General features: G+C 61.3%; 23 protein-coding genes and 1 pseudogene. 11 read left to right on the top strand and 13 right to left on the bottom strand.

The annotated features are described in order from the left end of the window. Positions 1–80 precede the first annotated feature (80 nt). The 4 genes from HX824_RS17705 to dadA form a co-directional block, all read right to left on the bottom strand. Positions 81–629: a cupin domain-containing protein gene (locus tag HX824_RS17705; RefSeq protein ID WP_003208755.1), complete on the bottom strand. Its 549-nt coding sequence runs from the start codon at positions 627–629 to the stop codon at positions 81–83. Between the two features lie 116 nt (positions 630–745). Continuing rightward, positions 746–1,822: an alanine racemase gene (gene alr, locus HX824_RS17700; RefSeq protein WP_003208753.1), complete on the bottom strand. Its 1,077-nt coding sequence runs from the start codon at positions 1,820–1,822 to the stop codon at positions 746–748. Between the two features lie 80 nt (positions 1,823–1,902). Continuing rightward, the gene (locus tag HX824_RS17695; RefSeq protein ID WP_003208752.1) at positions 1,903–2,256 is read right to left on the bottom strand and encodes a RidA family protein; all 354 of its coding nucleotides are present in this window, start codon (positions 2,254–2,256) and stop codon (positions 1,903–1,905) included. Next, entirely contained in the window at positions 2,228–3,529 is a 1,302-nt protein-coding gene (dadA, locus tag HX824_RS17690) for a D-amino acid dehydrogenase (protein ID WP_003208750.1), read from the bottom strand. Before dadA ends, HX824_RS17695 begins: the two co-directional genes overlap by 29 nt. 156 nt (positions 3,530–3,685) lie before the next feature. On the opposite strand from dadA, the gene HX824_RS17685 reads away from it, so the two are divergent. Next, a complete protein-coding gene (locus HX824_RS17685) occupies positions 3,686–4,174 on the top strand; it encodes an Lrp/AsnC ligand binding domain-containing protein (protein WP_003206849.1) in 489 nt (162 codons plus the stop codon). A gap of 38 nt (positions 4,175–4,212) precedes the next feature. Here HX824_RS17685 and HX824_RS17680 read toward each other — a convergent pair whose 3' ends face one another. Next, the gene (locus HX824_RS17680; RefSeq protein WP_003208747.1) at positions 4,213–4,566 is read right to left on the bottom strand and encodes a YkgJ family cysteine cluster protein; all 354 of its coding nucleotides are present in this window, start codon (positions 4,564–4,566) and stop codon (positions 4,213–4,215) included. Between the two features lie 115 nt (positions 4,567–4,681). Here HX824_RS17680 and HX824_RS17675 point away from each other — a divergent pair, with 115 nt between their 5' ends. After that, complete coding sequence (locus HX824_RS17675; RefSeq protein ID WP_177054885.1) at positions 4,682–5,974, top strand: FAD-binding oxidoreductase; 1,293 nt, start codon at positions 4,682–4,684, stop codon at positions 5,972–5,974. 1 nt (position 5,975) lies between these two features. Here the strand turns inward: HX824_RS17675 and HX824_RS17670 are convergent, their stop codons facing one another. Beyond that, positions 5,976–6,212, bottom strand: coding sequence for a DUF1127 domain-containing protein (locus HX824_RS17670; RefSeq protein ID WP_177054884.1), 237 nt, complete (start codon positions 6,210–6,212; stop codon positions 5,976–5,978). 165 nt (positions 6,213–6,377) lie between these two features. Here HX824_RS17670 and HX824_RS17665 point away from each other — a divergent pair, with 165 nt between their 5' ends. Continuing rightward, a complete protein-coding gene (locus tag HX824_RS17665; protein ID WP_008439421.1) occupies positions 6,378–7,802 on the top strand; it encodes a PLP-dependent aminotransferase family protein in 1,425 nt (474 codons plus the stop codon). 62 nt (positions 7,803–7,864) lie between these two features. Beyond that, entirely contained in the window at positions 7,865–9,427 is a 1,563-nt protein-coding gene (locus tag HX824_RS17660) for a phospholipase D family protein (RefSeq protein WP_177054936.1), read from the top strand. A gap of 124 nt (positions 9,428–9,551) precedes the next feature. Here HX824_RS17660 and HX824_RS17655 read toward each other — a convergent pair whose 3' ends face one another. Next, entirely contained in the window at positions 9,552–10,694 is a 1,143-nt protein-coding gene (locus HX824_RS17655; RefSeq protein ID WP_177009057.1) for an MFS transporter, read from the bottom strand. Positions 10,695–10,850: 156 nt separating this feature from the next. Continuing rightward, positions 10,851–12,344, bottom strand: a complete 1,494-nt coding sequence (locus HX824_RS17650; RefSeq protein ID WP_003213259.1) for an aldehyde dehydrogenase — start codon at positions 12,342–12,344, stop codon at positions 10,851–10,853. Positions 12,345–12,574: 230 nt separating this feature from the next. On the opposite strand from HX824_RS17650, the gene HX824_RS17645 reads away from it, so the two are divergent. Next, positions 12,575–12,937, top strand: a complete 363-nt coding sequence (locus HX824_RS17645; protein WP_003213261.1) for a cupin domain-containing protein — start codon at positions 12,575–12,577, stop codon at positions 12,935–12,937. 70 nt (positions 12,938–13,007) lie between these two features. Here HX824_RS17645 and rpmG read toward each other — a convergent pair whose 3' ends face one another. Both rpmG and rpmB read right to left on the bottom strand, forming a co-directional pair. Continuing rightward, on the bottom strand, positions 13,008–13,163 hold the full coding sequence (gene rpmG, locus HX824_RS17640) for a 50S ribosomal protein L33 (protein WP_003176906.1): 156 nt from the start codon (positions 13,161–13,163) through the stop codon (positions 13,008–13,010). Positions 13,164–13,174: 11 nt separating this feature from the next. Continuing rightward, positions 13,175–13,408, bottom strand: a complete 234-nt coding sequence (gene rpmB / locus HX824_RS17635) for a 50S ribosomal protein L28 (protein ID WP_003213263.1) — start codon at positions 13,406–13,408, stop codon at positions 13,175–13,177. A gap of 458 nt (positions 13,409–13,866) precedes the next feature. Between rpmB and HX824_RS17630 the strand changes: the two genes are divergently transcribed. Further along, complete coding sequence (locus tag HX824_RS17630) at positions 13,867–15,459, top strand: ABC transporter substrate-binding protein (RefSeq protein WP_008439424.1); 1,593 nt, start codon at positions 13,867–13,869, stop codon at positions 15,457–15,459. A gap of 28 nt (positions 15,460–15,487) precedes the next feature. Here HX824_RS17630 and radC read toward each other — a convergent pair whose 3' ends face one another. Beyond that, complete coding sequence (gene radC / locus HX824_RS17625) at positions 15,488–16,162, bottom strand: DNA repair protein RadC (protein ID WP_003213267.1); 675 nt, start codon at positions 16,160–16,162, stop codon at positions 15,488–15,490. 130 nt (positions 16,163–16,292) lie between these two features. On the opposite strand from radC, the gene coaBC reads away from it, so the two are divergent. The 4 genes and pseudogenes from coaBC (at position 16,293) to argB (ending at position 20,561) form a co-directional block, all read left to right on the top strand. After that, positions 16,293–17,501, top strand: coding sequence for a bifunctional phosphopantothenoylcysteine decarboxylase/phosphopantothenate--cysteine ligase CoaBC (coaBC, locus tag HX824_RS17620; RefSeq protein WP_008439425.1), 1,209 nt, complete (start codon positions 16,293–16,295; stop codon positions 17,499–17,501). 5 nt (positions 17,502–17,506) lie between these two features. Continuing rightward, the gene (gene dut, locus HX824_RS17615; RefSeq protein ID WP_003213270.1) at positions 17,507–17,962 is read left to right on the top strand and encodes a dUTP diphosphatase; all 456 of its coding nucleotides are present in this window, start codon (positions 17,507–17,509) and stop codon (positions 17,960–17,962) included. A gap of 252 nt (positions 17,963–18,214) precedes the next feature. Further along, a pseudogene (locus HX824_RS17610) lies at positions 18,215–19,636 on the top strand (phosphomannomutase/phosphoglucomutase); the annotation flags it as partial. A gap of 19 nt (positions 19,637–19,655) precedes the next feature. Continuing rightward, positions 19,656–20,561, top strand: coding sequence for an acetylglutamate kinase (gene argB / locus HX824_RS17605; RefSeq protein ID WP_003213275.1), 906 nt, complete (start codon positions 19,656–19,658; stop codon positions 20,559–20,561). 168 nt (positions 20,562–20,729) lie between these two features. Here the strand turns inward: argB and pyrE are convergent, their stop codons facing one another. Further along, positions 20,730–21,374 (bottom strand): orotate phosphoribosyltransferase, encoded by a 645-nt coding sequence (gene pyrE, locus HX824_RS17600; RefSeq protein WP_003213276.1) that lies wholly within the window; start codon positions 21,372–21,374, stop codon positions 20,730–20,732. An 82-nt stretch (positions 21,375–21,456) separates the two neighbouring features. Here pyrE and HX824_RS17595 point away from each other — a divergent pair, with 82 nt between their 5' ends. After that, positions 21,457–22,236: an exodeoxyribonuclease III gene (locus HX824_RS17595; protein ID WP_003176915.1), complete on the top strand. Its 780-nt coding sequence runs from the start codon at positions 21,457–21,459 to the stop codon at positions 22,234–22,236. A gap of 58 nt (positions 22,237–22,294) precedes the next feature. On the opposite strand, the gene HX824_RS17590 is transcribed toward HX824_RS17595, so the two are convergent. Further along, on the bottom strand, positions 22,295–22,663 hold the full coding sequence (locus HX824_RS17590; RefSeq protein WP_003213278.1) for a DUF4870 domain-containing protein: 369 nt from the start codon (positions 22,661–22,663) through the stop codon (positions 22,295–22,297). Position 22,664: the final 1 nt, after the last annotated feature.

Here is a 22,664-nt window from a genome sequence, read left to right as displayed (position 1 = left end):
CCCTATTAACCAAGGGGAGATTCAGCAAGGCAGAATGCTGCTACGGGCGTCTCTGCGACATAGGCAGGACGCCTCTTTTCTTAAAAGTTCGCGGGTGTGGCTGCGCTGATTAGTCGCGCCGGCACTTCGAACGGATTGCGAAAACGGTGCGGCTTGGTGCTTTCAAAGTAGTAGCTATCGCCGGCTTCGAGCACAAAAGTTTCAAGGCCGACCACCAGCTCCAGGCGACCTTCCACCAGGATCCCGGTTTCCTCGCCCTCGTGGGTGAGCATCTCTTCGCCGGTATCAGCACCTGGCGGGTAGATCTCGTTGAGGAACGCAATCGCCCGGCTCGGATGCGCGCGGCCCACCAGTTTCATGGTGACGGCGCCGTCGGAGATATCGATCAGCTCATTGGCTTTATAGACGATCTGGGTCGGTTTTTCCTGGAGGATCTCCTCGGAAAAGAACTCCACCATCGACATGGGAATGCCGCCCAGCACCTTGCGCAAGGAGCTGATGGAGGGGCTGACACTGTTTTTTTCGATCATCGAAATGGTGCTGTTGGTGACGCCCGCGCGCTTGGCTAGCTCACGCTGGGAAAGACCTTTCAGTTTACGGATGGATTGCAGTCGTTCGCCGACGTCCAATGCAGGAGCCTCCTAGGATTCAGGCGTTGTTGTAATTGAGCGTTATCATGGCGACAGCGTTCAGTATTTACAACACTTTGGCCTAAATCCCGGGATCTGCCATTCGTGGGTGCCGCTCAAGCGCCGGAATAGAGCCGTGGCACTCGGCGCAGGTTGCAGAAGATCTGGTACGGAATGGTGTCGGCGGCGGTGGCAACGTCACTGGCGAGGATGTTTTTGCCCCACAATTCGACGGTGGAACCGAGCCCGGCCTGGGGCACGTCGGTCAGGTCGACACACAGCATGTCCATCGACACACGGCCCAGCAACTGGCTGCGCTGGCCGGCCACCAGCACCGGGGTGCCGGTGGGTGCGTGGCGCGGGTAGCCGTCGGCGTAGCCCATGGCAACTACCCCGATGCGCATCGGTTTCGGGGTAATGAACCTGGCGCCGTAGCCCACAGGTTCGCCGGCCGGCAGTTCACGTACGCAGATGACTTTCGATTCGAGGGTCATCACCGGCTGCAAACGCGCGGCGATGGCCTGGCCTTCGCCAAACGGCGTGGCGCCGTAGAGCATGATGCCCGGGCGTACCCAGTCACTGGAAACGTTCGGCCAGCCCAGCACCGACGGCGAGTTGCGCAGGCTGACCTGGGCCGACAAGCCCTGGCGCGCCGCTTCAAACACCGCTACTTGCTCTTCGCTGCTGGTGCTGTCCAGCTCATCGGCGCGGGCGAAGTGGCTCATCAGCACGATCTTCGCGACTTTGCCGCTGGCCAGCAGGCGCTGGTAAGCGTCGTGATAATCCTTGGGGTGCAAGCCAACGCGGTGCATGCCCGAATCAAGCTTGAGCCAGACGGTCAGCGGCTTGCTGAGTTGCGCCTGTTCAATCGCGTCCAGCTGCCACAGCGAATGCACCACGCACCAGAAATCATGCTCGATGATCAGCGGCAGCTCGTCGGCTTCGAAAAAACCTTCGAGCAACAGCACCGGCCCGCGAATCCCGGCGGCCCGCAGCTCCAGCGCTTCCTCGATGCAGGCCACGGCAAACCCGTCCGCCTCGGCTTCCAGCGCCTGGGCAACACGCACGGCACCGTGGCCGTAGGCATCCGCCTTGATCACGGCGAGGGCCTTGGCCCCACCCGTGACTTCACGGGCCAGTTGGTAGTTATGGCGCAGGGCTTGGAGGTCGATCAGGGCACGGGCAGGACGCATGGCGGCAGGCTTCTAGGCGGCGGTGGGAAGAAAAAACCGGTACCCGCTGACAACGCAGGCACCGGGAGAGGATTTTTTGCTTACGGCAGAGCGGCCACAACCGACAGCTCCACCAGGATTTCCGGTTCGCAGAGTTTCGCTTCAACCGTGGCACGGGCCGGCGCGACGCCTTTTGGCAGCCACTTGTCCCATACCGCGTTCATCCCGGCGAAATCGGCGTCGATGTCTTTCAGGTAGATGGTCACCGACAGCAGCTTGGTCTTGTCGGTACCGGCCAGGTCCAGCAAACGCTCGATATTGACGAGTGTTTCGCGGGTCTGCTGTTCAATCCCGGCACTCATGTCGTCGCCGACCTGCCCTGCCAGATACACGGTACCGCTGTGAACAACGATCTGGCTCATGCGCTCATTGGTGAGCTGGCGCTGGATTGACATGTTTTGCGGACTCCTGGTGGTTGCCATAACGGGAAATATCGAGGCCTTCGGCACTGATCTGCGGGGTTTTCTTCGCCATCAAATCGGCCAGCAAACGACCAGAGCCACAGGCCATGGTCCAACCGAGGGTGCCGTGGCCGGTGTTCAGGAACAGGTTTTTGAACGGGGTAGCACCGACAATCGGCGTGCCGTCTGGCGTGGTCGGGCGCAGGCCGGTCCAGAAACTGGCCTGGCTCAAATCACCGCCCTGAGGATAAAGGTCGTTGACGATCATCTCCAGGGTTTCCCGCCGACGCGGGTTCAGCGACAGGTCAAAACCGGCTATCTCAGCCATGCCACCGACGCGAATACGGTTGTCGAAACGGGTGATCGCGACCTTGTAGGTCTCATCGAGAATGGTCGAGGTCGGGGCCATCGCCGGGTTGGTGATCGGCACGGTCATCGAGTAACCCTTGAGCGGGTACACCGGCGCCTTGATTCCCAGCGGCTTGAGCAATTTCGGCGAGTAGCTGCCGAGGGCCAGCACGTAGCGGTCGGCAGTTTCCAGCTTGCCGTCGATCCACACGCCGTTGATCCGGTCACCGGCGTAGTCCAGGCGCTGGATATCTTGCTCGAAGCGGAATTCGACACCCAGTTGCTTGCACATGTCGGCAAGGCGGGTGGTAAACATCTGACAGTCGCCGGTTTGGTCGTTCGGCAGGCGCAGGGCACCGGCAAGAATATCGGTGACGCTCGCCAGGGCCGGCTCGACGCGGGCAATCCCGGCGCGGTCCAGCAGCTCGTAAGGCACACCGGACTCTTTCAATACCGCGATGTCCTTGGCAGCACCGTCCAGCTGAGCCTGCGTACGGAACAGTTGGGTAGTCCCCAAAGTGCGCCCTTCGTAGGCGATGCCGGTCTCGGCACGCAGCTCGTCGATGCAATCGCGGCTGTATTCGGACAGGCGCACCATACGCTCCTTGTTCACCGCATAACGGCTGGCGGTGCAGTTGCGCAGCATCTGCGCCATCCACAGGTACTGGTCGATATCGGCGGTGGCCTTGATCGCCAGGGGCGCGTGGCGCTCCAGCAGCCACTTGATGGCCTTGAGCGGCACACCCGGCGCAGCCCATGGCGAGGCGTAGCCTGGCGAGATCTGCCCGGCGTTGGCGAAACTGGTCTCCATGGCCACAGCCGGCTGACGGTCGACCACGACCACTTCAAAACCAGCTCGTGCCAAATAGTAGGCACTGGCCACGCCAATGACACCGCTACCCAAGACCAGAACGCGCATTTTTATTCCCTCATCACGGCTTGACCGCTGACGTTTGTTGTTCAGCACAAAGATGTGGGCAGTATAAAAAGCAATCACCAGTGCATTTCACTATATAACTGCCTATATTTGGCGACAATTCTCGGCAAAAACCCTTTTCACGGAGGAGCATCCCCTATGCGGACCAACACTCAGACCAAGCGGGAGCTGGACAAGATCGACCGCAACATCCTGCGCATCCTGCAGGCCGACGGGCGAATTTCGTTTACGGAGCTGGGGGAAAAGGTCGGGCTATCGACCACGCCCTGCACCGAGCGGGTCCGGCGCCTGGAGCGCGAAGGGATCATCATGGGCTACAACGCCCGGCTCAACCCGCAGCATTTGAAGGGCAGCCTGCTGGTGTTTGTCGAGATCAGCCTCGACTACAAGTCCGGCGACACCTTTGAAGAATTCCGACGCGCCGTGCTGAAACTGCCCCACGTGCTGGAGTGCCACCTGGTGTCGGGGGATTTCGACTATCTGGTGAAGGCGCGCATTTCGGAGATGGCGTCGTACCGCAAGTTGCTCGGCGATATCCTGCTCAAGCTGCCCCACGTACGGGAGTCCAAGAGCTATATCGTGATGGAAGAGGTGAAAGAGAGCCTGAACCTGCCGATCCCGGATTAAGACAGCACCACAGGCCAATGTGGGAGCGGGGACATCCGCTAGACCAATACCTGACGCGTCGACGCCATGTACGCATGAATCTGCTTTTCCACCCGTGGGTGGATCAACTCCACCGGGCGGCGGTCGTTGGGGCATGGCAAGGTCGGCGTGGTGCCGAACAAGCGGCAAATCAGCGGGCGCTCGTCGTACACGGTGCAGCCATTGGGGCCAAGGTGCACGCAGTTGAGTTCGTCCATCGCCGCTTCCTGCTCGGCAGCGGTCTTGCGCGGCAGGCGCGACATTTCCTCGGGGGACGTGGTCACCGGCCCACAGCAGTCGTGGCAACCCGGGACACACTCGAACGAGGGAATCTGCCGGCGCAGCGCGTTGACTTTCTGACTGTTGCAACTCATCGACACAGGGACCGAACGGCGAATAGGCGTGGATTCTGCCCTAAAAGCCCCCGGTGAGACAGCTTCGCCCGACCGCTGTATCCTGTGTCAAATTTTCCAAACAGGGATGCTCCCCATGACCGCCAGCGCCCGGCACGCCAATTCCTACTACGCCGCCAGCAGTTTCCCGCAGCCTGATTATCCGGTGCTGACAGGTGAAATCGTGGCCGATGTGTGCGTGGTCGGCGGCGGCTTTTCGGGGCTCAACACCGCTCTGGAACTGGCCGAACGGGGTTTCAGCGTGGTCCTGCTGGAAGCCCGCAAGATTGCCTGGGGCGCCAGCGGGCGCAATGGCGGGCAACTGATTCGTGGCGTCGGTCATGGCCTGGATCAGTTCACCAACGTCATCGGCACCGAGGGCGTGCGCCAGATGAAACTGATGGGCCTGGAAGCCGTGGAAATCGTACGGCAGCGGGTCGAACGTTCGCAGATCGCCTGCGACCTGATCTGGGGCTACTGCGACCTGGCCAACAAACCCCGCGACCTGGAGCACCTGGCCGCCGACGCCGAAGAGCTGCGAAGCCTCGGTTATCGCCACGAAGTGCGCCTGCTGCAAGCGGGCGAAATGCGCAGCGTGATCGGTTCCAACCGCTATGTTGGCGGCATGATCGACATGGGCTCCGGCCACCTGCACCCGCTGAACCTGGCTCTCGGCGAGGCAGCCGCTGCACAGCAGTTGGGCGTCCAGTTGTTCGAGCATTCCGAGGCGGTGCGGATCGATTACGGCCCGGAGGTCAACGTTCACACCGCCCAGGGCAATGTGCGCGCCAAGACCCTGGTGCTGGGCTGCAATGCTTATTTGAACGGCCTCAACCCGCATCTGAGCGGCAAGGTGCTGCCCGCCGGCAGCTACATCATCGCCACCGAGCCCTTGAGCGAAGCCCAGGCAGCCGAGTTGCTGCCGCAAAACATGGCGGTGTGTGACCAGCGGGTGACGGTGGATTACTTCCGGCTGTCAGCCGACCGACGCTTGCTGTTCGGCGGTGCCTGCCATTACTCCGGACGGGATCCGAAGGACATCGGTGCCTATATGCGTCCGAAAATGCTGCAAGTGTTCCCACAACTGGCCAACGTGAAAATCGACTACCAGTGGGGCGGCATGATCGGCATTGGCGCCAACCGCCTGCCGCAGATTGGCCGGCTGGCCGACCAGCCCAATGTGTATTTCGCCCAGGCCTATGCCGGCCACGGCCTCAATGCCACCCACCTGGCAGGCAAGCTGTTGGGCGAAGCCATCAGCGGCCAGCAAAGCGGGCGCTTTGATCTGTTTGCCAAGGTGCCGCACATCACTTTCCCGGGCGGCAAGCATTTGCGCTCGCCGCTGCTGGCGCTGGGAATGCTCTGGCACCGATTGAAAGAACTGGTCTGAATCAGCCGCGCCAGAAGGGCTTCAAGCCTTCCTGGCGCGCCTGCTCGGCACTCAAGCCCACGTCTCGCAGTTGCTCGGGGGTCAGCTCCAGCAAGGTTTTGCGCGTATGCATGCGGTGCCAGAACAACGCCCATGAACTGAGTGTGGGGGCCTTGGTACGCGCCGCCATGCGCCGCTCCTGCCCGGCTTCCAGTTCCTGACTGTGTAACGCCAACCGCACATCGCTCATACCGCTCATTTTCCTGCCCCTCATTAACGTGTTGCCATGAGTACGTAGGATGAGCCGGCGCGTAAAACCATGACAGATTCAACCACCCTGTATTAAATCCATACAGATACTGCCTATCGGCCGCTGAATCCTGTATTTTCAGCCTATCTGTACTGGTAACCGGGAAGCACCGTCATGACGCTATACGTCAACCTCGCCGAACTGTTGGGCACGCGCATCGAGCAGGGCTTCTATCGCCCGGGCGACAGATTGCCGTCAGTTCGGGCCTTGAGTGTGGAGCATGGGGTCAGCCTGAGCACCGTGCAGCAGGCCTACCGCGTACTGGAAGACAACGGCCTGGCGATGCCCAAACCCAAATCCGGCTACTTCGTACCGGTGGGCCGCGACTTGCCGGCATTGCCCGCCGTAGGGCGCCCGGCCCAGCGCCCGGTGGAAATTTCCCAGTGGGACCAGGTGCTGGAGCTGATCCGCGCGGTGCCACGCAAAGATGCCATACAGTTGGGCCGGGGAATGCCGGATGTATTGTCGCCGACCATGAAACCCCTGCTACGCAGCCTCGCTCGGATCAGTCGGCGCCAGGACATGCCGGGGCTGTATTACGACACTATCCACGGCAACCTGGACCTGCGTGAACAGATTGCCCGCCTGATGCTCGATTCAGGCTGCCAACTGACGCCCCAGGACCTGGTGATCACCACCGGCTGCCACGAGGCCCTGTCTGCCAGCATCCACGCCATTTGCGAGCCCGGCGACATCGTTGCCGTCGACTCGCCAAGCTTCCACGGCGCCATGCAAACACTGAAGGGCCTGGGCATGAAAGCCCTGGAAATCCCCACCGACCCACTCACCGGTATCAGCCTGGAAGCGCTGGAACTGGCACTGGAACAATGGCCGATCAAAGTCATACAGTTGACCCCCAACTGCAACAACCCACTGGGCTACATCATGCCGGAGTCGCGCAAACGCGCACTGCTGACCCTGGCCCAGCGCTTTGACGTGGCGATCATCGAAGACGACGTGTATGGCGAACTGGCCTACAGCTACCCGCGGCCACGCACCATCAAGTCCTTCGACGAAGATGGCCGCGTCGTACTGTGCAGCTCTTTCTCGAAGACCCTCGCACCCGGCCTGCGGATTGGCTGGGTCGCACCCGGTCGCTATCTGGAGCGTGTGCTGCACATGAAATACATCAGCACCGGCTCCACCGCGACCCAGCCGCAGATCGCAATTGCCGAGTTTCTGAAAGGTGGACATTTCGAGCCACATTTGCGGCGGATGCGCACGCAATACCAGCGCAATCGCGACCTGATGCTCGATTGGGTCAGCCGCTATTTCCCGGCGGGCACCCGCGCCAGCCGCCCCCAGGGCAGTTTCATGCTGTGGGTGGAACTGCCGGAAGGCTTCGATACCCTGAAACTCAACCGGCTGCTGGTGGATGAAGGTGTACAGATTGCAGTGGGAAGTATCTTTTCCGCCTCCGGCAAGTACAGGAACTGCCTGCGCATGAACTACGCTGCCAAACCAACGCCGCAGATTGAAGAGGCTGTACGCAAGGTCGGCGCGACCGCCATCCGGTTGCTGGCCGAAGCGATGGACTGACCTTTTACGGGAAATAGCCGTCATATGCCGACAATCGCCCTGATTCGGAACCCATGTCATTGATGACCCACCGGCTATTACCATTTTTCCTGCTGGGCATCCTGGCCCTGGGCGGCTGCGCCACCATCGACGCGCCACGCACACCCAGCGAGGCGCTGCCGGCCAGCGAATCTTCCTTCGGCCGCTCGATCCAGGCCCAGGCCGCACCCTACAAAGGCCGCTCCGGGTTCCGCCTGCTGCCCAACAGCAGCGAAGCCTTCATGGCCCGCGCCGAACTGATCCGCAACGCCCAGACCAGCCTCGACTTGCAGTACTACATCGTCCACGACGGCATCAGCACCCGCATGCTCGTGGATGAACTGCTCAAGGCCGCCGACCGTGGCGTGCGCGTGCGCATCCTGCTGGACGACACCACCAGCGACGGCCTGGACCAGATCATCGCCACCCTCGCCGCCCACCCGCAGATCCAGATTCGCCTGTTCAACCCGCTGCACCTGGGCCGCAGCACCGGCGTGACGCGGGCCATGGCGCGGCTGTTCGACCTGTCGCTGCAACACCGGCGCATGCACAACAAGCTGTGGCTGGCAGACAACAGCGTGGCCATCGTTGGCGGGCGCAACCTGGGGGATGAGTATTTCGACGCCGAGCCCAACCTCAACTTCACCGATATCGACATGCTCAGCGTGGGCCCGGTGGCCGAGCAACTGGGCCACAGTTTCGATCAGTACTGGAACAGTGCCCTGAGCAAACCCATTGGTGACTTCGTCAGCAGCGCTTCCAAAGGCGACCTGGCCAGTGCCCGCGCACGCCTGGAAGATTCCCTTGCCGAGTCTCGCCAACAAAACCATGCCCTGTACAACCGCCTGCGCACCTACAAGACCCAGCCGCGCATGGACATCTGGCGCCGTGAGCTGATCTGGGCCTGGAACCAGGCACTGTGGGATGCGCCGAGCAAGGTGCTGGCCAAGGCCGATCCGGATCCACGGCTGCTGCTGACCACCCAACTGGCGCCCGAGCTGGAAGGTGTCAGCCATGAGCTGATGATGATTTCGGCTTACTTCGTTCCAGGCCAGCCTGGCCTGGTGTACCTGACCGGTCGCGCGGACGCCGGCGTATCGGTAAGCCTGCTGACCAATTCCCTGGAAGCCACCGACGTACCGGCCGTGCACGGCGGTTATGCGCCCTATCGCAAGGCGCTGCTGGAACACGGGGTGAAGCTATACGAGTTGCGTCGCCAGCCCGGAGACGGTGGCGGCAGCGGCCCTCATCTGTTCCGCAAAGGTACATTCCACGGTTCGGATTCCAGCCTGCACAGCAAGGCGATCATCTTTGATCGGGAGAAATCCTTCATCGGCTCATTCAACTTCGACCCGCGCTCGGTGCTGTGGAACACCGAAGTCGGGGTGCTGGTGGACAGTCCCGAACTGGCGGAACACGTGCGCAACCTGGCACTGGAGGGCATGGCGCCCCCGTTGAGCTACCAGGCGAAGCTGCAGGATGGCCAGGTGGTATGGGTGACCGAAGACAACGGCCAACTGCACACCCTGACCCGAGAACCCGGCAGTTGGTGGCGCCGGTTCAATGCCTGGTTTGCCACATCCGTCGGGCTGGAACGCATGCTTTAAGAACAGCGACGGGACCTGTGGGAGCTGGCTTGCCTGCGATGGCGGAGTGTCAGTTTACGTATCCGGTGCTGACACTCCGCCATCGCGGGCAAGCCCGGCTCCCACAGGTGATCGCATTTCAAGTTCAGGCGGTTTGTGCGGCGCCGAACGCACCTTGGCGCAGCAACAGGATCACCAACCCCAACGCCCCCGCCGCCATCAACAACGGCAACGCATGCCCGCTGATCCACTGGCTGCCGGCACCGGCCACCAGCGGGCCGATCAGGCAGCCAATGCCCCACAGCTGCGCGATATGCGCATTGGCGCGCACCAGTGCGTCGTCGCGGTAGCGCTCGCCAATCAGGATCAGCGACAGGGTGAATAACCCGCCGGCGCTGGCCCCGAACAGCACCCACACCGGCCAGATCATCAGCGTATCGAGCAACAGCGGAATCGCCAGGCTCGTCACCAGCAGCATCAGCGCGCAGCCGAGAAACAGCGTGCGCCGAGGCAGGTAGTCCGCCAGCGCGCCAATCGGCAGTTGCAGCAACGCATCACCGACCACCACCGTGCTGACCATCGCCAGAGCAATCTCGGCGGTGAAACCCTGTTGCAGGCAATACACCGGCAACAACGTAAGAATCATCGCCTCGAATGCGGCGAACAACGCCACCGCCCAGGCAATCGCCGGCAAGCCCTGGCAGAAGCGCAGCAGGTCGCCAAAGGTCACGCTGAAAGACTCGGCAGTCGGCGCACCGGAACGGCCCAGCAGCAGGATCGGCGAGCACGTCAGCAGACCGACACCCACCCAGAAGCCAATATCGTTGTCCGTACCCAGCGCGCCCAGCAGCAACGGGCCCGACAGCTGGCTCAAGGCATAGCTGCAGCCATACAGCGCCACCAGACGGCCGCGCCAGCGTTCGATCACCAGTTGGTTGATCCAGCTTTCGCCGAGGATAAACACGATGGTCAGGATCACCCCGATCATCAGCCGCAACACCAGCCATACCGGGTAGCTGGGCAATACCGCCAGCAAGCCGATGGAAATCGCCCCCGCCCACAGGCACAGGCGCATCAGGTTCGCCGTGCCCAGGCGCGAGGCCAGGCCGCTGGAGACCTTGGCACCCAGTAGCACACCGAAGGCCGGCATCGCCGCCATGACTCCGATGGCGAAGCTGCCATAGCCCCAGCTTTCCAGGCGCAGGGACACCAGCGGCATGCTCACGCCCAAGGCCAGGCCCACGCTCAAGACCGACGCCAACACGGCGAAATAGGTCGCCCAACGCATTTCCACGCTCCTGTGGATTACTTGGAGATCATACAAAACAGTGTGGGAGCGGGCTTGCTCGCGAATGCGGTGTACCAGTCAATACATCAGCGACTGTGATACCTCATTCGCGAGCAAGCCCGCTCCCACATTTTTTACAGCGGTGTTCCTGGAGGCTTACAACTTGATCCAGGTCGCCTTCAGCTCGGTGTACTTGTCGAACGCGTGCAGCGACTTGTCGCGGCCGTTACCCGACTGCTTGAAACCACCGAACGGTGCGGTCATGTCGCCGCCATCGTACTGGTTGACCCATACGCTGCCGGCACGCAGGGCCTTGGCAGTCAGGTGCGCCTTGGAGATGTTCGACGTCCACACCGCAGCGGCCAGGCCGTATTGGGTGTCGTTGGCGATCGCAATGGCTTCTTCCACGCTGTCGAAGGCAATCACCGACAGCACCGGGCCGAAGATTTCTTCCTGGGCGATCTTCATGGCGTTGGTCACGCCGTCGAAAATCGTCGGCTCGACATAGGTGCCACCGCTTTCCTGCAGCGTGCGCTTGCCGCCGGCCACCAGCTTGGCGCCATCGGCATGCCCGGCTTCGATGTACGACAGCACGGTGTTCATCTGCTGGGTATCCACCAGCGCACCGACCGTGGTGGCCGGGTCGAGCGGGTTGCCCGGCTTCCAGGCCTTGAGGGCCTCGATCACCAGCGGCAGGAATTTATCCTTGATCGAACGCTCCACCAGCAGGCGCGAACCGGCGGTGCACACTTCGCCCTGGTTGAAGGCGATGGCGCCAGCCGCGGATTCGGCGGCGGCTTGCAGGTCCGGGGCATCGGCAAACACGATGTTCGGGCTCTTGCCGCCAGCTTCCAGCCAGACGCGCTTCATGTTCGACTCGCCGGAGCGAATCAGCAGTTGCTTGGCGATCTTGGTGGAACCGGTGAACACCAGGGTGTCGACGTCCATGTGCAGCGCCAGGGCGTTACCCACGGTGTGGCCATAACCCGGCAGCACGTTGAACACGCCTTTCGGGATGCCGGCTTCAACCGCGAGGGCAGCGATGCGGATGGCAGTCAGCGGTGATTTTTCAGATGGCTTGAGGATCACCGAGTTACCGGTGGACAACGCCGGCCCGAGTTTCCAGCAGGCCATCATCAGCGGGAAGTTCCACGGCACGATGGCCGCGACAACGCCGACGGGCTCACGGGTCACCAGGCCCAGCTGGTCGTGAGGGGTGGCTGCGACTTCATCGTAGATCTTGTCGATGGCCTCGCCGCTCCAGCTCAGCGCTTGCGCCGCGCCTGGGACGTCGATGTTCAGGGAGTCGCTGATCGGCTTGCCCATGTCCAGGGTTTCAAGCAGTGCCAGCTCTTCGGCGTTGGCCTTGAGCAGGCCGGCGAAACGGATCATGGTGGCTTTGCGCTTGGCTGGCGCCAGGCGCGACCAGGCACCGGAATTGAACGTGGCACGGGCGTTTTCTACGGCACGCTGGGCGTCGGCGACGTCACAGCTGGCAACGGTTGCCAGCAGGCGGCCATCGACTGGGCTCAGGCATTCGAACGTGTCGCCGGAAACGGCGGCGGTGTATTCGCCATTGATGTAGGCGCGGCCTTCGATCTTCAGATCCTTGGCGCGTTGTTCCCAGTCGGCACGGGTCAGGGTGGTCATGCGAGTGTCCTCCTCTTATTGAATACAAGGGCCGGGCGATGTACCCAGGCACCTTCGAAGAATTCTTGCCCGGCCAGCCAGCTGTTCGGCTCAAGGCAGCTGCCACCCTAAACCAGCGGCGATGGATGTTTCAATATATTTGACATAACGGCAGCAAACGCCCTTGCGATGTTCATTTTAATAAACATAGACTTTGAGCTCTCCAACCGCAGGCCAGACGGGACACGCCCATGAACATCCAGAATATCGTCGACTTCAGCCAGGCCAGGACCGAGCCTGATCGCTACCGTCCGGCTGCGGAGAAAATCCTCAAGGGCGACCCGGAGCAAACCGTCTACAACCACTACAACAGTCCGTGCGGCCAGATGAGCGCCGGGGTCTGGGAAGGTGAAGTCGGACAGTGGAAGGTCAACTACACCGAGCATGAGTATTGCGAGATCGTGCAGGGTGTTTCGGTGTTGCGCGATGCCGATGGCAACGCCAAGACCTTGCGGGCCGGTGATCGCTTCGTCATTCCGGCCGGCTTCAGCGGCACCTGGGAAGTGCTGGAACCCTGCCGCAAGATCTACGTGGTGTTCGAAGAAAAGGCCTGATCATTTATCAGGCACAAAAAAAAGCCCGCATCGTGAGATACGGGCTTTTTTTCACAAGAAAGAAAACCAATTACTTGATTTTGCCTTCTTTGTAGATCACGTGCTTGCGAACGCGCGGGTCGAACATTTTCTTTTCGAGCTTGTCCGGGGTAGTACGCTTGTTCTTGTCGGTAGTGTAGAAGTGACCAGTACCGGCGCTAGAGATCATTCGAATCAATTCACGCATGATTTAGCTCCTTAGATTTTGCCGTCGCGGCGCAGTTCGGCCAGCACGACAGTGATGCCGCGCTTGTCGATAACACGCATGCCTTTGGCAGATACGCGCAGACGAACAAAACGTTTCTCTTCTTCAACCCAAAAGCGGTGATGCTGCAGGTTTGGCAGGAAACGACGACGGGTTTTGTTGTTTGCGTGGGAAATGTTATTCCCAGTCACCGGACCCTTACCGGTAACTTGACAGACTCTCGACATGCCTCAGCCCTCTAAAACCACATGCCCAACCCGGCATGGGTTGGCCGCTTAATCTCTCAGTCATTTGGCGCCAGGCGCCGCGTTTCTTTAGGGTCTTACCGGCTACACCTACTAGCGAAGGAACCGGGCCCCTAGAAAAGAGCGCTGCTTTATACCAGAAAGACCCCAGTGCAACAACAGGCCGTGTACTTTTATACGCGTAAATCCAGGCCATGGACGCCTGAACCGTTGCCAGGGTGGGCCGCTATAGAAGCTAACCGCTCGTCGCACAGAATGATTTACAGCGCCCGCGCGCACTGCAAAGTGCTCGGCAAAACGACCTGAGGCGCCATCAAAACAGTATTTGCGGCAAAAGCACAGGCAAAAATGGGCTAGTCATTTGTCAATCAGCCCACTACGGTAGGACTTTTCCAGACTGCACTCGCAGATGGGCCTTCGATCTGCAAAGGAAACCGAATATGCGCCTCGCTGCCCTACCGCTATTGCTAGCCCCTCTTTTTATTGCTGCACACGCCCAGGCGGCCACTACCCTGAGCGTCTGCACCGAAGCCAGCCCCGAAGGCTTCGACGTGGTGCAATACAACTCGCTGACTACCACCAACGCTTCGGCAGACGTATTGATGAACCGCCTGGTGGACTTCGACGCCACCAGCGGCAAGCTGGTCCCGAGCCTCGCGGACAGCTGGGAAGTGTCGCCGGACGGCCTCACCTACACCTTCAAGCTGCACCCGGACGTTAAATTCCACCGTACTGACTACTTCACGCCAAGCCGCAGCCTGACCGCCGAAGACGTGCGCTTCAGCTTCGAGCGCATGCTCGACCCGGCCAACCCCTGGCACAAGATCGCCCAGAGCGGCTTCCCCCACGCCCAGTCGCTGCAGTTGCCCACGCTGATCAAGAAGATCGACGCCCTCGACCCGCTGACCGTGCGCTTCACCCTGGACCACGCCGATTCGACCTTCCTCGCCGCCTTGAGCATGGGCTTTGCCTCGATCTACCCGGCGGAATACGCCGACAAACTGCTCAAGGCCGGCACCCCGGAGAAACTCAACAGCCAGCCTATCGGCACCGGGCCGTTCATTTTTGGGCGCTTCCAGAAGGACGCGACGATTCGCTACAAGGCCAACCCGGATTACTTCGCCGGCAAGCCTGCGGTGGATAACCTGATCTTTGCGATCACCCCGGACGCCAACGTGCGCCTGCAGAGACTGCGTCGCGACGAGTGCCAGATCGCCTTGTCGCCCAAGCCCCTGGATATCGATGCCGCCCAGAAAGACGCCGATCTGAAGATCGAGAAAACCGCGGCCTTCATGACCGCGTTTGTCGCCATCAACAGCCAGCATCCGCCACTGGACAAGCCGGAAGTTCGCCAGGCGATCAACCTGGCCTTCGACAAGGCCAGCTATCTGAAGGCCGTATTCGAAGGCACCGCCGAAGCCGCCAACGGCCCTTACCCACCCAATACCTGGAGCTATGCCAAGGACCTGCCGGGCTATCCGCAGGACATTGCCAAGGCCAAGCAACTGCTGGATCGCGCCGGGCTCAAGGATGGCTTCAAGACCACGATCTGGACCCGGCCGTCGGGCAGCCTGCTGAACCCCAACCCCAGCCTGGGCGCACAACTGCTGCAGGCGGACCTGGCCAAGGTCGGCATCCAGGCTGAAATCCGTGTGATCGAGTGGGGCGAACTGATCCGCCGCGCCAAGGCCGGCGAGCACGACTTGCTGTTCATGGGCTGGGCCGGTGACAACGGCGACCCGGATAACTTCCTGACGCCGCAGTTCTCCTGCGCGGCCGTGAAGTCCGGGACCAACTTCGCCCGCTACTGCGACCCGGCGCTGGACAAGCTGATCAGCGCCGGCAAGACCACCAGCGAACAAGGCGTGCGCAGCAAGCTGTACCAGCAGGCCCAGGCGCAGATCCAGCAACAGGCGCTCTGGCTGCCACTGGCGCACCCGACCGCGTTTGCGCTGACCCGCAAGAATGTCGAGGGGTATCAGGTGAGCCCGTTCGGGCGCCAGGATTACTCCAAGGTCAGCGTCAAGCCCTGACCCCTGCCAGGGGCTGGCATGCCAGCCCCTACATCCACCCAAATTCCGCCATCGACAGCGGGTCACCCTCCCCCACAATGATGTGGTCCAGCACACGCACGTCCACCATCTCCAGCGCCTTTTGCAGCACCTTGGTCAATTTTCGATCAGCGATGCTGGGCTCGGGGCTGCCGGAAGGATGGTTGTGGCACAGGATCAGCGCCGCGGCGTTGTAGTCCAGCGCGCGCTTCACCACTTGTCGCGGGTAGACGATGGCGTTGTCGATGGTGCCTTGAAACAGCTTTTCGAAACCCAGCACTCGATGCTTGGCGTCGAGAAACAGGCAGCCGAATATCTCGTGAGGCTCGTGGCGCAGCAGTGCCTTGAGGTAGTCGCGCACGGCCTCCGGGCTTTCCAGCACCGAATCGTTGCGCAGGCGTTCAGCCAAATGGCGGCGCGCCATCTCCAGTACGGCTTGAAGCTGGGCGAACTTCGCCGGCCCCAACCCCAAATGCTGGCTGAACACCGGCTGCCTCGCCTCCATCAGCGCCCGAAGGCTGCCAAATTGCGCCAGCAGATGGCGCGCCAGGTCCACGGCACTCCTGCCTGACACCCCGGTGCGCAGGAAAATCGCCAGCAATTCCGCGTCGGAAAGGTTCTCCGCTCCCAGCTCCAACAGCTTCTCCCGCGGACGCTCTGCCGCAGGCCAATCGCGAATACTCATGGCACCTCCGTGTGCATGTGCGCCGCTGTTGCATGGCGGACGCTGTGGTATCTTAGGCCATCTTTTTGCGTGCGATTTCACCTGGGGAGGGGGCATCGCAACGCCATCACTGAACTGGAAAGGCAAGCCAATGCAGCGTCTGTATCGGAAACGCATCGTTCTCGGCGTCGGCGGCGGCATTGCCGCCTACAAGAGCGCAGAGCTGGTTCGCAGGCTTCTCGACCAAGGCGCCGAAGTGCGCGTGGTCATGACCCGTGGCGGCAGTGAATTCATCACCCCGTTGACCATGCAAGCCTTGTCCGGCCACCCGGTGCACCTCGACCTGCTGGACCCTGCGGCCGAAGCCGCCATGGGCCACATCGAGCTGGCCAAGTGGGCCGACCTGGTGCTGATTGCCCCGGCCACCGCCGACCTGATCGCCCGCCTGGCCCAAGGCATTGCCGACGACCTGCTGACCACCCTGGTACTGGCCACCGACGCCACCGTCGCGATCGCCCCGGCCATGAACCAGGCCATGTGGCGCGACCCGGCCACCCAGGCCAACACCCAACTCCTGCAAAGCCGCGGCCTCAAGGTTTTCGGCCCGGCCTCCGGCAGCCAGGCCTGCGGCGACGTGGGCATGGGCCGCATGCTCGAAGCCACCGACCTGGCCCACTGCGCCGCCGACTGCTTCCAGCACCTGGCCCTGACCGGCAAGCACGTGCTGATCACCGCCGGCCCGACCCAGGAAAACATCGACCCGGTGCGCTACATCACCAACCATAGCTCAGGAAAAATGGGCTTTGCCCTGGCGGAAGCGGCGGTCGAGGCAGGCGCCCGTGTGACGTTGATCACCGGCCCGGTGCATCTGCCGACCCCGGATCGCGTCACCCGAATCGACGTAGTCAGCGCCCGCGACATGCTGGCGGCCTGTGAAGCGGCGATTCCCTGCGACCTGTTCATCGCTTCGGCTGCGGTAGCGGACTACCGCCCCGAGGTGGTTGCACCGCAGAAACTCAAGAAAGACCCTACAAGCGGCGACGGCCTGCTCCTGCAAATGGTCCGTAACCCGGACATCCTGGCGACCATCGCCACCCGTGAGGACCGCCCGTTCAGCGTCGGTTTTGCCGCCGAAACCGAGCATTTGCTGGACTATGCCGCACGCAAATTGAAAGACAAAAACCTCGACCTGATTGTCGCCAACGATGTCGCCAACCCGAGCATCGGCTTCAACAGTGAGGAAAATGCCATCAGCGTGATCGACCGCGAGTTGCACGCTACCGTTTTCGCCCAGACCAGCAAGGGCAAGATTGCCCGCCAACTGATCTCTTTTATCGCCCAACGGCTGAACCAGGTTTAATTTCCATGCACGCTTTGCAAGCCAAGATCCTCGACCCCCGCATCGGCAACGAATTCCCGCTGCCGGCCTACGCCACACCAGGCTCCGCCGGCCTCGACCTGCGTGCCATGCTCAAGCAGGACACCGTGCTTGAACCAGGCCAGACCATTCTGATTCCGACCGGCCTGTCGATCTACGTGGGCGACCCGGGCCTGGCGGCGCTGATCCTGCCGCGCTCCGGCCTGGGCCACAAACACGGCATCGTCCTCGGCAACCTGGTGGGGCTGATCGACTCGGACTACCAGGGCGAGTTGATGGTGTCCTGCTGGAACCGTGGCCAGACCGCGTTCAATATCGCCGTCGGCGAGCGCATTGCCCAACTCGTGCTGGTACCGGTGGTGCAGGCGCACTTCGAGCTGGTCGAAGAGTTCGACGAAACACAACGCGGCGCAGGTGGCTTCGGGCATTCCGGCAGCCACTGACTAAGCTGAATTGACTTAGCCGAACAAGCCGGGTGCCTCACCCGGCCTGATGCCAACGCATGGCCTTTCAGGATGAAGAATGCGCGGAACTTACCAGCAAGGTTTCCCCAGTGAAATCAGGGCATTAAGCGGGCAAAAGGGCGGAGCTTCGGCGCCGATGGCACTTTTGCACCACGAACTCTATGCCAAAAACGCCGTCTTACCCTTCAGTTTGAGCCTGCCGGTCAGCACCCTTGAGGCCAGCCCAGCCCCTTATCGATGGAGTTCCCCCCCGCAATGAGCAACCCAGCCCGAGTCGCCCCGACATTTCCCGACAGCATTTTCCGCGCCTATGACATTCGTGGCGTGGTCCCCAAGACCCTGACCGCCGAGACCGCCTACTGGATCGGCCGCGCCATTGGCTCCCAGAGCCTGGCACAGGGCGAGCCCAACGTTTCCGTAGGCCGTGATGGCCGCCTGTCCGGCCCCGAACTGGTCGAGCAACTGATCCAGGGCCTGGCCGACAGCGGTTGCCACGTCAGCGACGTGGGCCTGGTGCCGACGCCTGCGCTGTACTACGCAGCCAACGTACTGGCCGGCAAGTCGGGCGTGATGCTCACCGGCAGCCATAACCCGTCGGACTACAACGGCTTCAAGATCGTCATCGCTGGCGATACCCTCGCCAACGAACAGATCCAGGCCCTGCACACCCGCCTGAAGACCAACGACCTGACCAGCGGCGAAGGCAGCGTCACCAAAGTCGACATCCTGCAGCGCTACTCTGACCAAATCACCGGCGACGTCAAACTCGCGCGCCGCCTCAAAGTGGTGGTGGACTGCGGCAATGGCGCGGCCGGCGTGATCGCCCCGCAACTGCTCGAAGCCCTGAACTGCGAAGTGATCCCGCTGTTCTGTGACGTCGACGGCAACTTCCCGAACCATCACCCGGATCCAGGCAAGCCCGAGAACCTGGTAGACCTGATCGCCAAGGTCAAGGAGACCGGGGCTGACGTCGGCCTGGCCTTCGACGGTGACGGCGACCGCGTTGGCGTGGTGACGGACACCGGCGAAAACGTGTTTGCGGACCGCCTGCTGATGCTGTTTGCCCGCGACGTGGTTGCGCGCAACCCAGGTGCCGAAATTATCTTCGACGTGAAGTGCACCCGCCGCCTCACACCGCTGATCAAGGAATACGGCGGTCGCCCGCTAATGTGGAAGACTGGCCACTCGTTGATCAAAAAGAAAATGAAAGAAACCGGCGCGCTGTTGGCCGGCGAAATGAGCGGCCATGTGTTCTTCAAGGAGCGCTGGTTCGGCTTTGACGACGGCATTTACAGCGCCGCTCGTCTGCTGGAGATCCTCAGCAAGGAAAAATCGACCGCGCAGGAGCTGTTCCAGACCTTCCCGAATGATATTTCTACGCCAGAGATCAATATCCATGTGACCGAGGAGAGCAAATTCAGCATCATTGACGCACTGCACGATGCGCAATGGGGCGAAGGCGCCGACCTGACCAGCATTGATGGTGTGCGAGTCGATTACGCCAAAGGCTGGGGCCTGGTTCGCGCATCCAACACCACACCGGTGCTGGTGCTGCGTTTCGAGGCGGATACCGAGGCTGAGTTGCAGCGCATCAAGGACGTGTTCCACGCCCAGTTGAAACGTGTTGCCCCTGATCTCCAATTACCGTTCTGATTTTTTACCGGAGCCCTGAATGACCCTCGAACGCGAAGCCGCCGCCAATACTGCCAAGGTCCTTTCCGAAGCGTTGCCTTACATTCGACGCTACGTCGGCAAGACGCTGGTGATCAAGTACGGCGGCAATGCCATGGAAAGCGACGAGCTGAAAACCGGCTTTGCCCGCGACATCGTGTTGATGAAAGCCGTCGGGATCAACCCGGTGGTGGTGCACGGTGGCGGCCCGCAAATCGGTGACCTGCTCAAGCGCCTGTCCATCGAGAGTCACTTCATCGACGGCATGCGTGTGACCGACGCCCAGACCATGGACGTGGTAGAGATGGTCCTGGGCGGCCAGGTGAACAAAGACATCGTCAACCTGATCAACCGCCATGGCGGCAGCGCCATCGGCCTGACCGGCAAGGACGCCGAACTGATCCGGGCGAAGAAGCTCACCGTGACCCGCAAGACCCCGGAGATGACCCAGCCGGAAATCATCGACATCGGCCAGGTGGGCGAAGTGATCGGCATCAACACCGACCTGCTGAACCTGCTGGTGAAAGGCGATTTCATTCCGGTGATCGCGCCGATCGGTGTCGGTGCCAACGGTGAGTCCTACAACATCAACGCCGACCTCGTCGCCGGCAAGGTGGCCGAGGCGCTGAAGGCCGAGAAGCTGATGCTGCTCACCAACATCGCCGGCTTGATGGACAAGGAAGGCAAGGTCTTGACCGGCCTGACGACCCAGCAAGTGGACGACCTGATCGCCGACGGCACCATCTACGGCGGCATGCTGCCGAAGATCCGCTGCGCGCTGGAAGCGGTGCAAGGCGGCGTTGGCAGCTCGTTGATCCTGGATGGCCGGGTGCCGAATGCGATCCTGCTGGAAATCTTCACCGATACCGGTGTGGGTACCCTGATCAGCAACCGCAAGCGCCCCTAAGCGCTGGTAAACAAAAAGGCCCCGTTCAATTCGATTGAACGGGGCCTTTTCTATGTACTCGGTCTAAAAATGTGGGAGCGGGCTTGCTCGCGAAAGCGGCGGGTCAGTCGACACATATATCAACTGACAAGCCGTATTCGCGAGCAAGCCCGCTCCCACATGGATCTTCTAAACGCCGAACTGCTCGCGATAAGCCTTGACCGCCGGCAAATGCTGCTTGAGCTGCGGGTCATCTTCCAGGAACTGCAACACCTGGTTCAGGGACACGATGCTCACCACCGGAATCGCGAAATCACGTTCCACTTCCTGGATCGCCGACAATTCACCGTTGCCGCGCTCCTGGCGGTTCAGCGCGATCAACACGCCGGCCGCCTTGGCGCCGTCCTGGGAAGCGATGATCTGCATCACTTCGCGAATCGCCGTACCGGCAGTGATCACGTCGTCGATGATCAGCACGTCGCCCTTGAGCGGCGCACCCACGAGGCTACCGCCTTCGCCGTGGGCCTTGGCTTCCTTGCGGTTGAAGCACCAAGGCAGATCCAGCTCGTGATGTTCAGCCAACGCCACGGCGGTCGCGGCCGCCAGGGGAATGCCTTTGTAGGCAGGGCCGAACAGCACATCGAAGGAAATACCGCTTTCAACGATGGCGGCCGCATAGAAACGACCCAGCTGCGCCAGGGCAGAACCCGAGTTGAAAAGGCCGGCATTGAAGAAGTAAGGGCTGGTGCGCCCGGACTTCAAAGTGAACTCACCGAAGCGCAATACGCCGCGATCGATGGCAAAACGAATAAAATCGCGTTGATACGCCTGCATGAAAAAAGCCTCAGATACCACGGATTTAGCTAATTAGGTAGACGGCGTGTATCATACACGCACGCGATTTTTGGGGCCATTTATGCGGATCATCAGTGTGAACGTCAATGGTATTCAGGCTGCAGTCGAGCGTGGTTTGCTCAGTTGGCTGCAAGCCCAGAATGCCGACGTCATCTGCCTGCAGGACACCCGCGCCTCCGCCTTTGAACTGGACGACCCAGCCTTCCAACTGGATGGCTACTTCCTTTATGCCTGTGATGCCGAAGTTCCCGCCCAAGGCGGCGTGGCTTTGTATTCGCGGTTGCAACCCAAGGCGGTCATCAGCGGCCTCGGCTTCGAGACAGCCGACCGCTACGGGCGCTACCTGCAAGCCGATTTCGATAAGGTCAGCATTGCGACCTTGCTGCTTCCATCAGGGCAGAATGGCGATGAAGACTTGAACCAGAAGTTCAAGCTAATGGACGACTTCGCCCGTTATCTGGATAAACAGCGGCGCAAACGTCGCGAGTACATTTACTGTGGCTCGCTGTACGTGGCGCAACAGAAGCTGGATATCAAGAACTGGCGCGACAGCCAGCAATCCCCGGGCTTCCTGGCGCCGGAACGGGCCTGGATGGACGAGATTGTCGGCAACATGGGCTATGTCGATGCCCTGCGGGAAGTCAGCCGCGAAGGCGACCAGTACAGCTGGTGGCCGGATAACGAACAGGCCGAGATGCTCAACCTCGGCTGGCGTTTTGACTACCAGCTGCTGACGCCAGGCTTGCGTCGCTTCGTGCGCAGCGCACGTCTGCCACGCCAGCCGCGCTTCTCGCAGCACGCGCCGCTGATCGTGGACTACGACTGGACCTTGACCATCTAAGGTCTTTTTCCAGGCACAAAAAAACCGACATCGCTGTCGGTTTTTTTGTGGGCGGTGGTTATTTGATCAACCGCAATGTCCACGGATAACGATAAGCCACGCCCTTGTTGGCCTTGATGCCCGCAATGATCGTCATCACCACCGCGCCGATCACCAGCACGGTCATCAACACAAAGCCGATCACGATAAAACCCAGCAGGAAGCAGACCGCCCAGGCAATGCCCACGGTGATCTGGAAATTCAGCGCTTCCTTGCCCTGGTCATCAATGAACGGGTCTGCATCCTTCTTCACCTGCCAGAGAATCAAGGGCCCCAGCAGGCTGCCGAACGGGAACATCAGCCCGAAGAACGCCGCAAAATGACAGAGCATCGCCCACTGGCGAACTTCCTTGGACGGTGTCGGCAGTGGAAGTTGGCTGTCACTCATG

Source organism: Pseudomonas sp. D4002 (assembly GCF_013385665.1).
Classification (GTDB): Bacteria; Pseudomonadota; Gammaproteobacteria; order Pseudomonadales; family Pseudomonadaceae; genus Aquipseudomonas.
Note: the sequence above shows the minus strand (reverse complement) of the source record. Positions and strands in the feature narration are given on the sequence as shown.

Bases quoted from the DNA above. Each gene is read 5' to 3' on its own strand.
- HX824_RS17695 (WP_003208752.1), bottom strand. From the start codon at position 2,256: ATGTCAATCCAGCGCCAGCTCACCAATGAGCGCATGAGCCAGATCGTT.
- HX824_RS17630 (WP_008439424.1), top strand. From the start codon at position 13,867: ATGCGCCTCGCTGCCCTACCGCTATTGCTAGCCCCTCTTTTTATTGCT.
- dadA (WP_003208750.1), bottom strand. From the start codon at position 3,529: ATGCGCGTTCTGGTCTTGGGTAGCGGTGTCATTGGCGTGGCCAGTGCC.
- dut (WP_003213270.1), top strand. From the start codon at position 17,507: ATGCACGCTTTGCAAGCCAAGATCCTCGACCCCCGCATCGGCAACGAA.
- radC (WP_003213267.1), bottom strand. From the start codon at position 16,162: ATGAGTATTCGCGATTGGCCTGCGGCAGAGCGTCCGCGGGAGAAGCTG.
- HX824_RS17685 (WP_003206849.1), top strand. From the start codon at position 3,686: ATGCGGACCAACACTCAGACCAAGCGGGAGCTGGACAAGATCGACCGC.
- HX824_RS17670 (WP_177054884.1), bottom strand. From the start codon at position 6,212: ATGAGCGGTATGAGCGATGTGCGGTTGGCGTTACACAGTCAGGAACTG.
- rpmB (WP_003213263.1), bottom strand. From the start codon at position 13,408: ATGTCGAGAGTCTGTCAAGTTACCGGTAAGGGTCCGGTGACTGGGAAT.
- HX824_RS17680 (WP_003208747.1), bottom strand. From the start codon at position 4,566: ATGAGTTGCAACAGTCAGAAAGTCAACGCGCTGCGCCGGCAGATTCCC.
- HX824_RS17665 (WP_008439421.1), top strand. From the start codon at position 6,378: ATGACGCTATACGTCAACCTCGCCGAACTGTTGGGCACGCGCATCGAG.
- HX824_RS17645 (WP_003213261.1), top strand. From the start codon at position 12,575: ATGAACATCCAGAATATCGTCGACTTCAGCCAGGCCAGGACCGAGCCT.
- coaBC (WP_008439425.1), top strand. From the start codon at position 16,293: ATGCAGCGTCTGTATCGGAAACGCATCGTTCTCGGCGTCGGCGGCGGC.
- argB (WP_003213275.1), top strand. From the start codon at position 19,656: ATGACCCTCGAACGCGAAGCCGCCGCCAATACTGCCAAGGTCCTTTCC.
- pyrE (WP_003213276.1), bottom strand. From the start codon at position 21,374: ATGCAGGCGTATCAACGCGATTTTATTCGTTTTGCCATCGATCGCGGC.
- rpmG (WP_003176906.1), bottom strand. From the start codon at position 13,163: ATGCGTGAATTGATTCGAATGATCTCTAGCGCCGGTACTGGTCACTTC.
- HX824_RS17675 (WP_177054885.1), top strand. From the start codon at position 4,682: ATGACCGCCAGCGCCCGGCACGCCAATTCCTACTACGCCGCCAGCAGT.
- HX824_RS17660 (WP_177054936.1), top strand. From the start codon at position 7,865: ATGACCCACCGGCTATTACCATTTTTCCTGCTGGGCATCCTGGCCCTG.
- HX824_RS17590 (WP_003213278.1), bottom strand. From the start codon at position 22,663: ATGAGTGACAGCCAACTTCCACTGCCGACACCGTCCAAGGAAGTTCGC.
- HX824_RS17595 (WP_003176915.1), top strand. From the start codon at position 21,457: ATGCGGATCATCAGTGTGAACGTCAATGGTATTCAGGCTGCAGTCGAG.
- alr (WP_003208753.1), bottom strand. From the start codon at position 1,822: ATGCGTCCTGCCCGTGCCCTGATCGACCTCCAAGCCCTGCGCCATAAC.
- HX824_RS17650 (WP_003213259.1), bottom strand. From the start codon at position 12,344: ATGACCACCCTGACCCGTGCCGACTGGGAACAACGCGCCAAGGATCTG.
- HX824_RS17655 (WP_177009057.1), bottom strand. From the start codon at position 10,694: ATGCGTTGGGCGACCTATTTCGCCGTGTTGGCGTCGGTCTTGAGCGTG.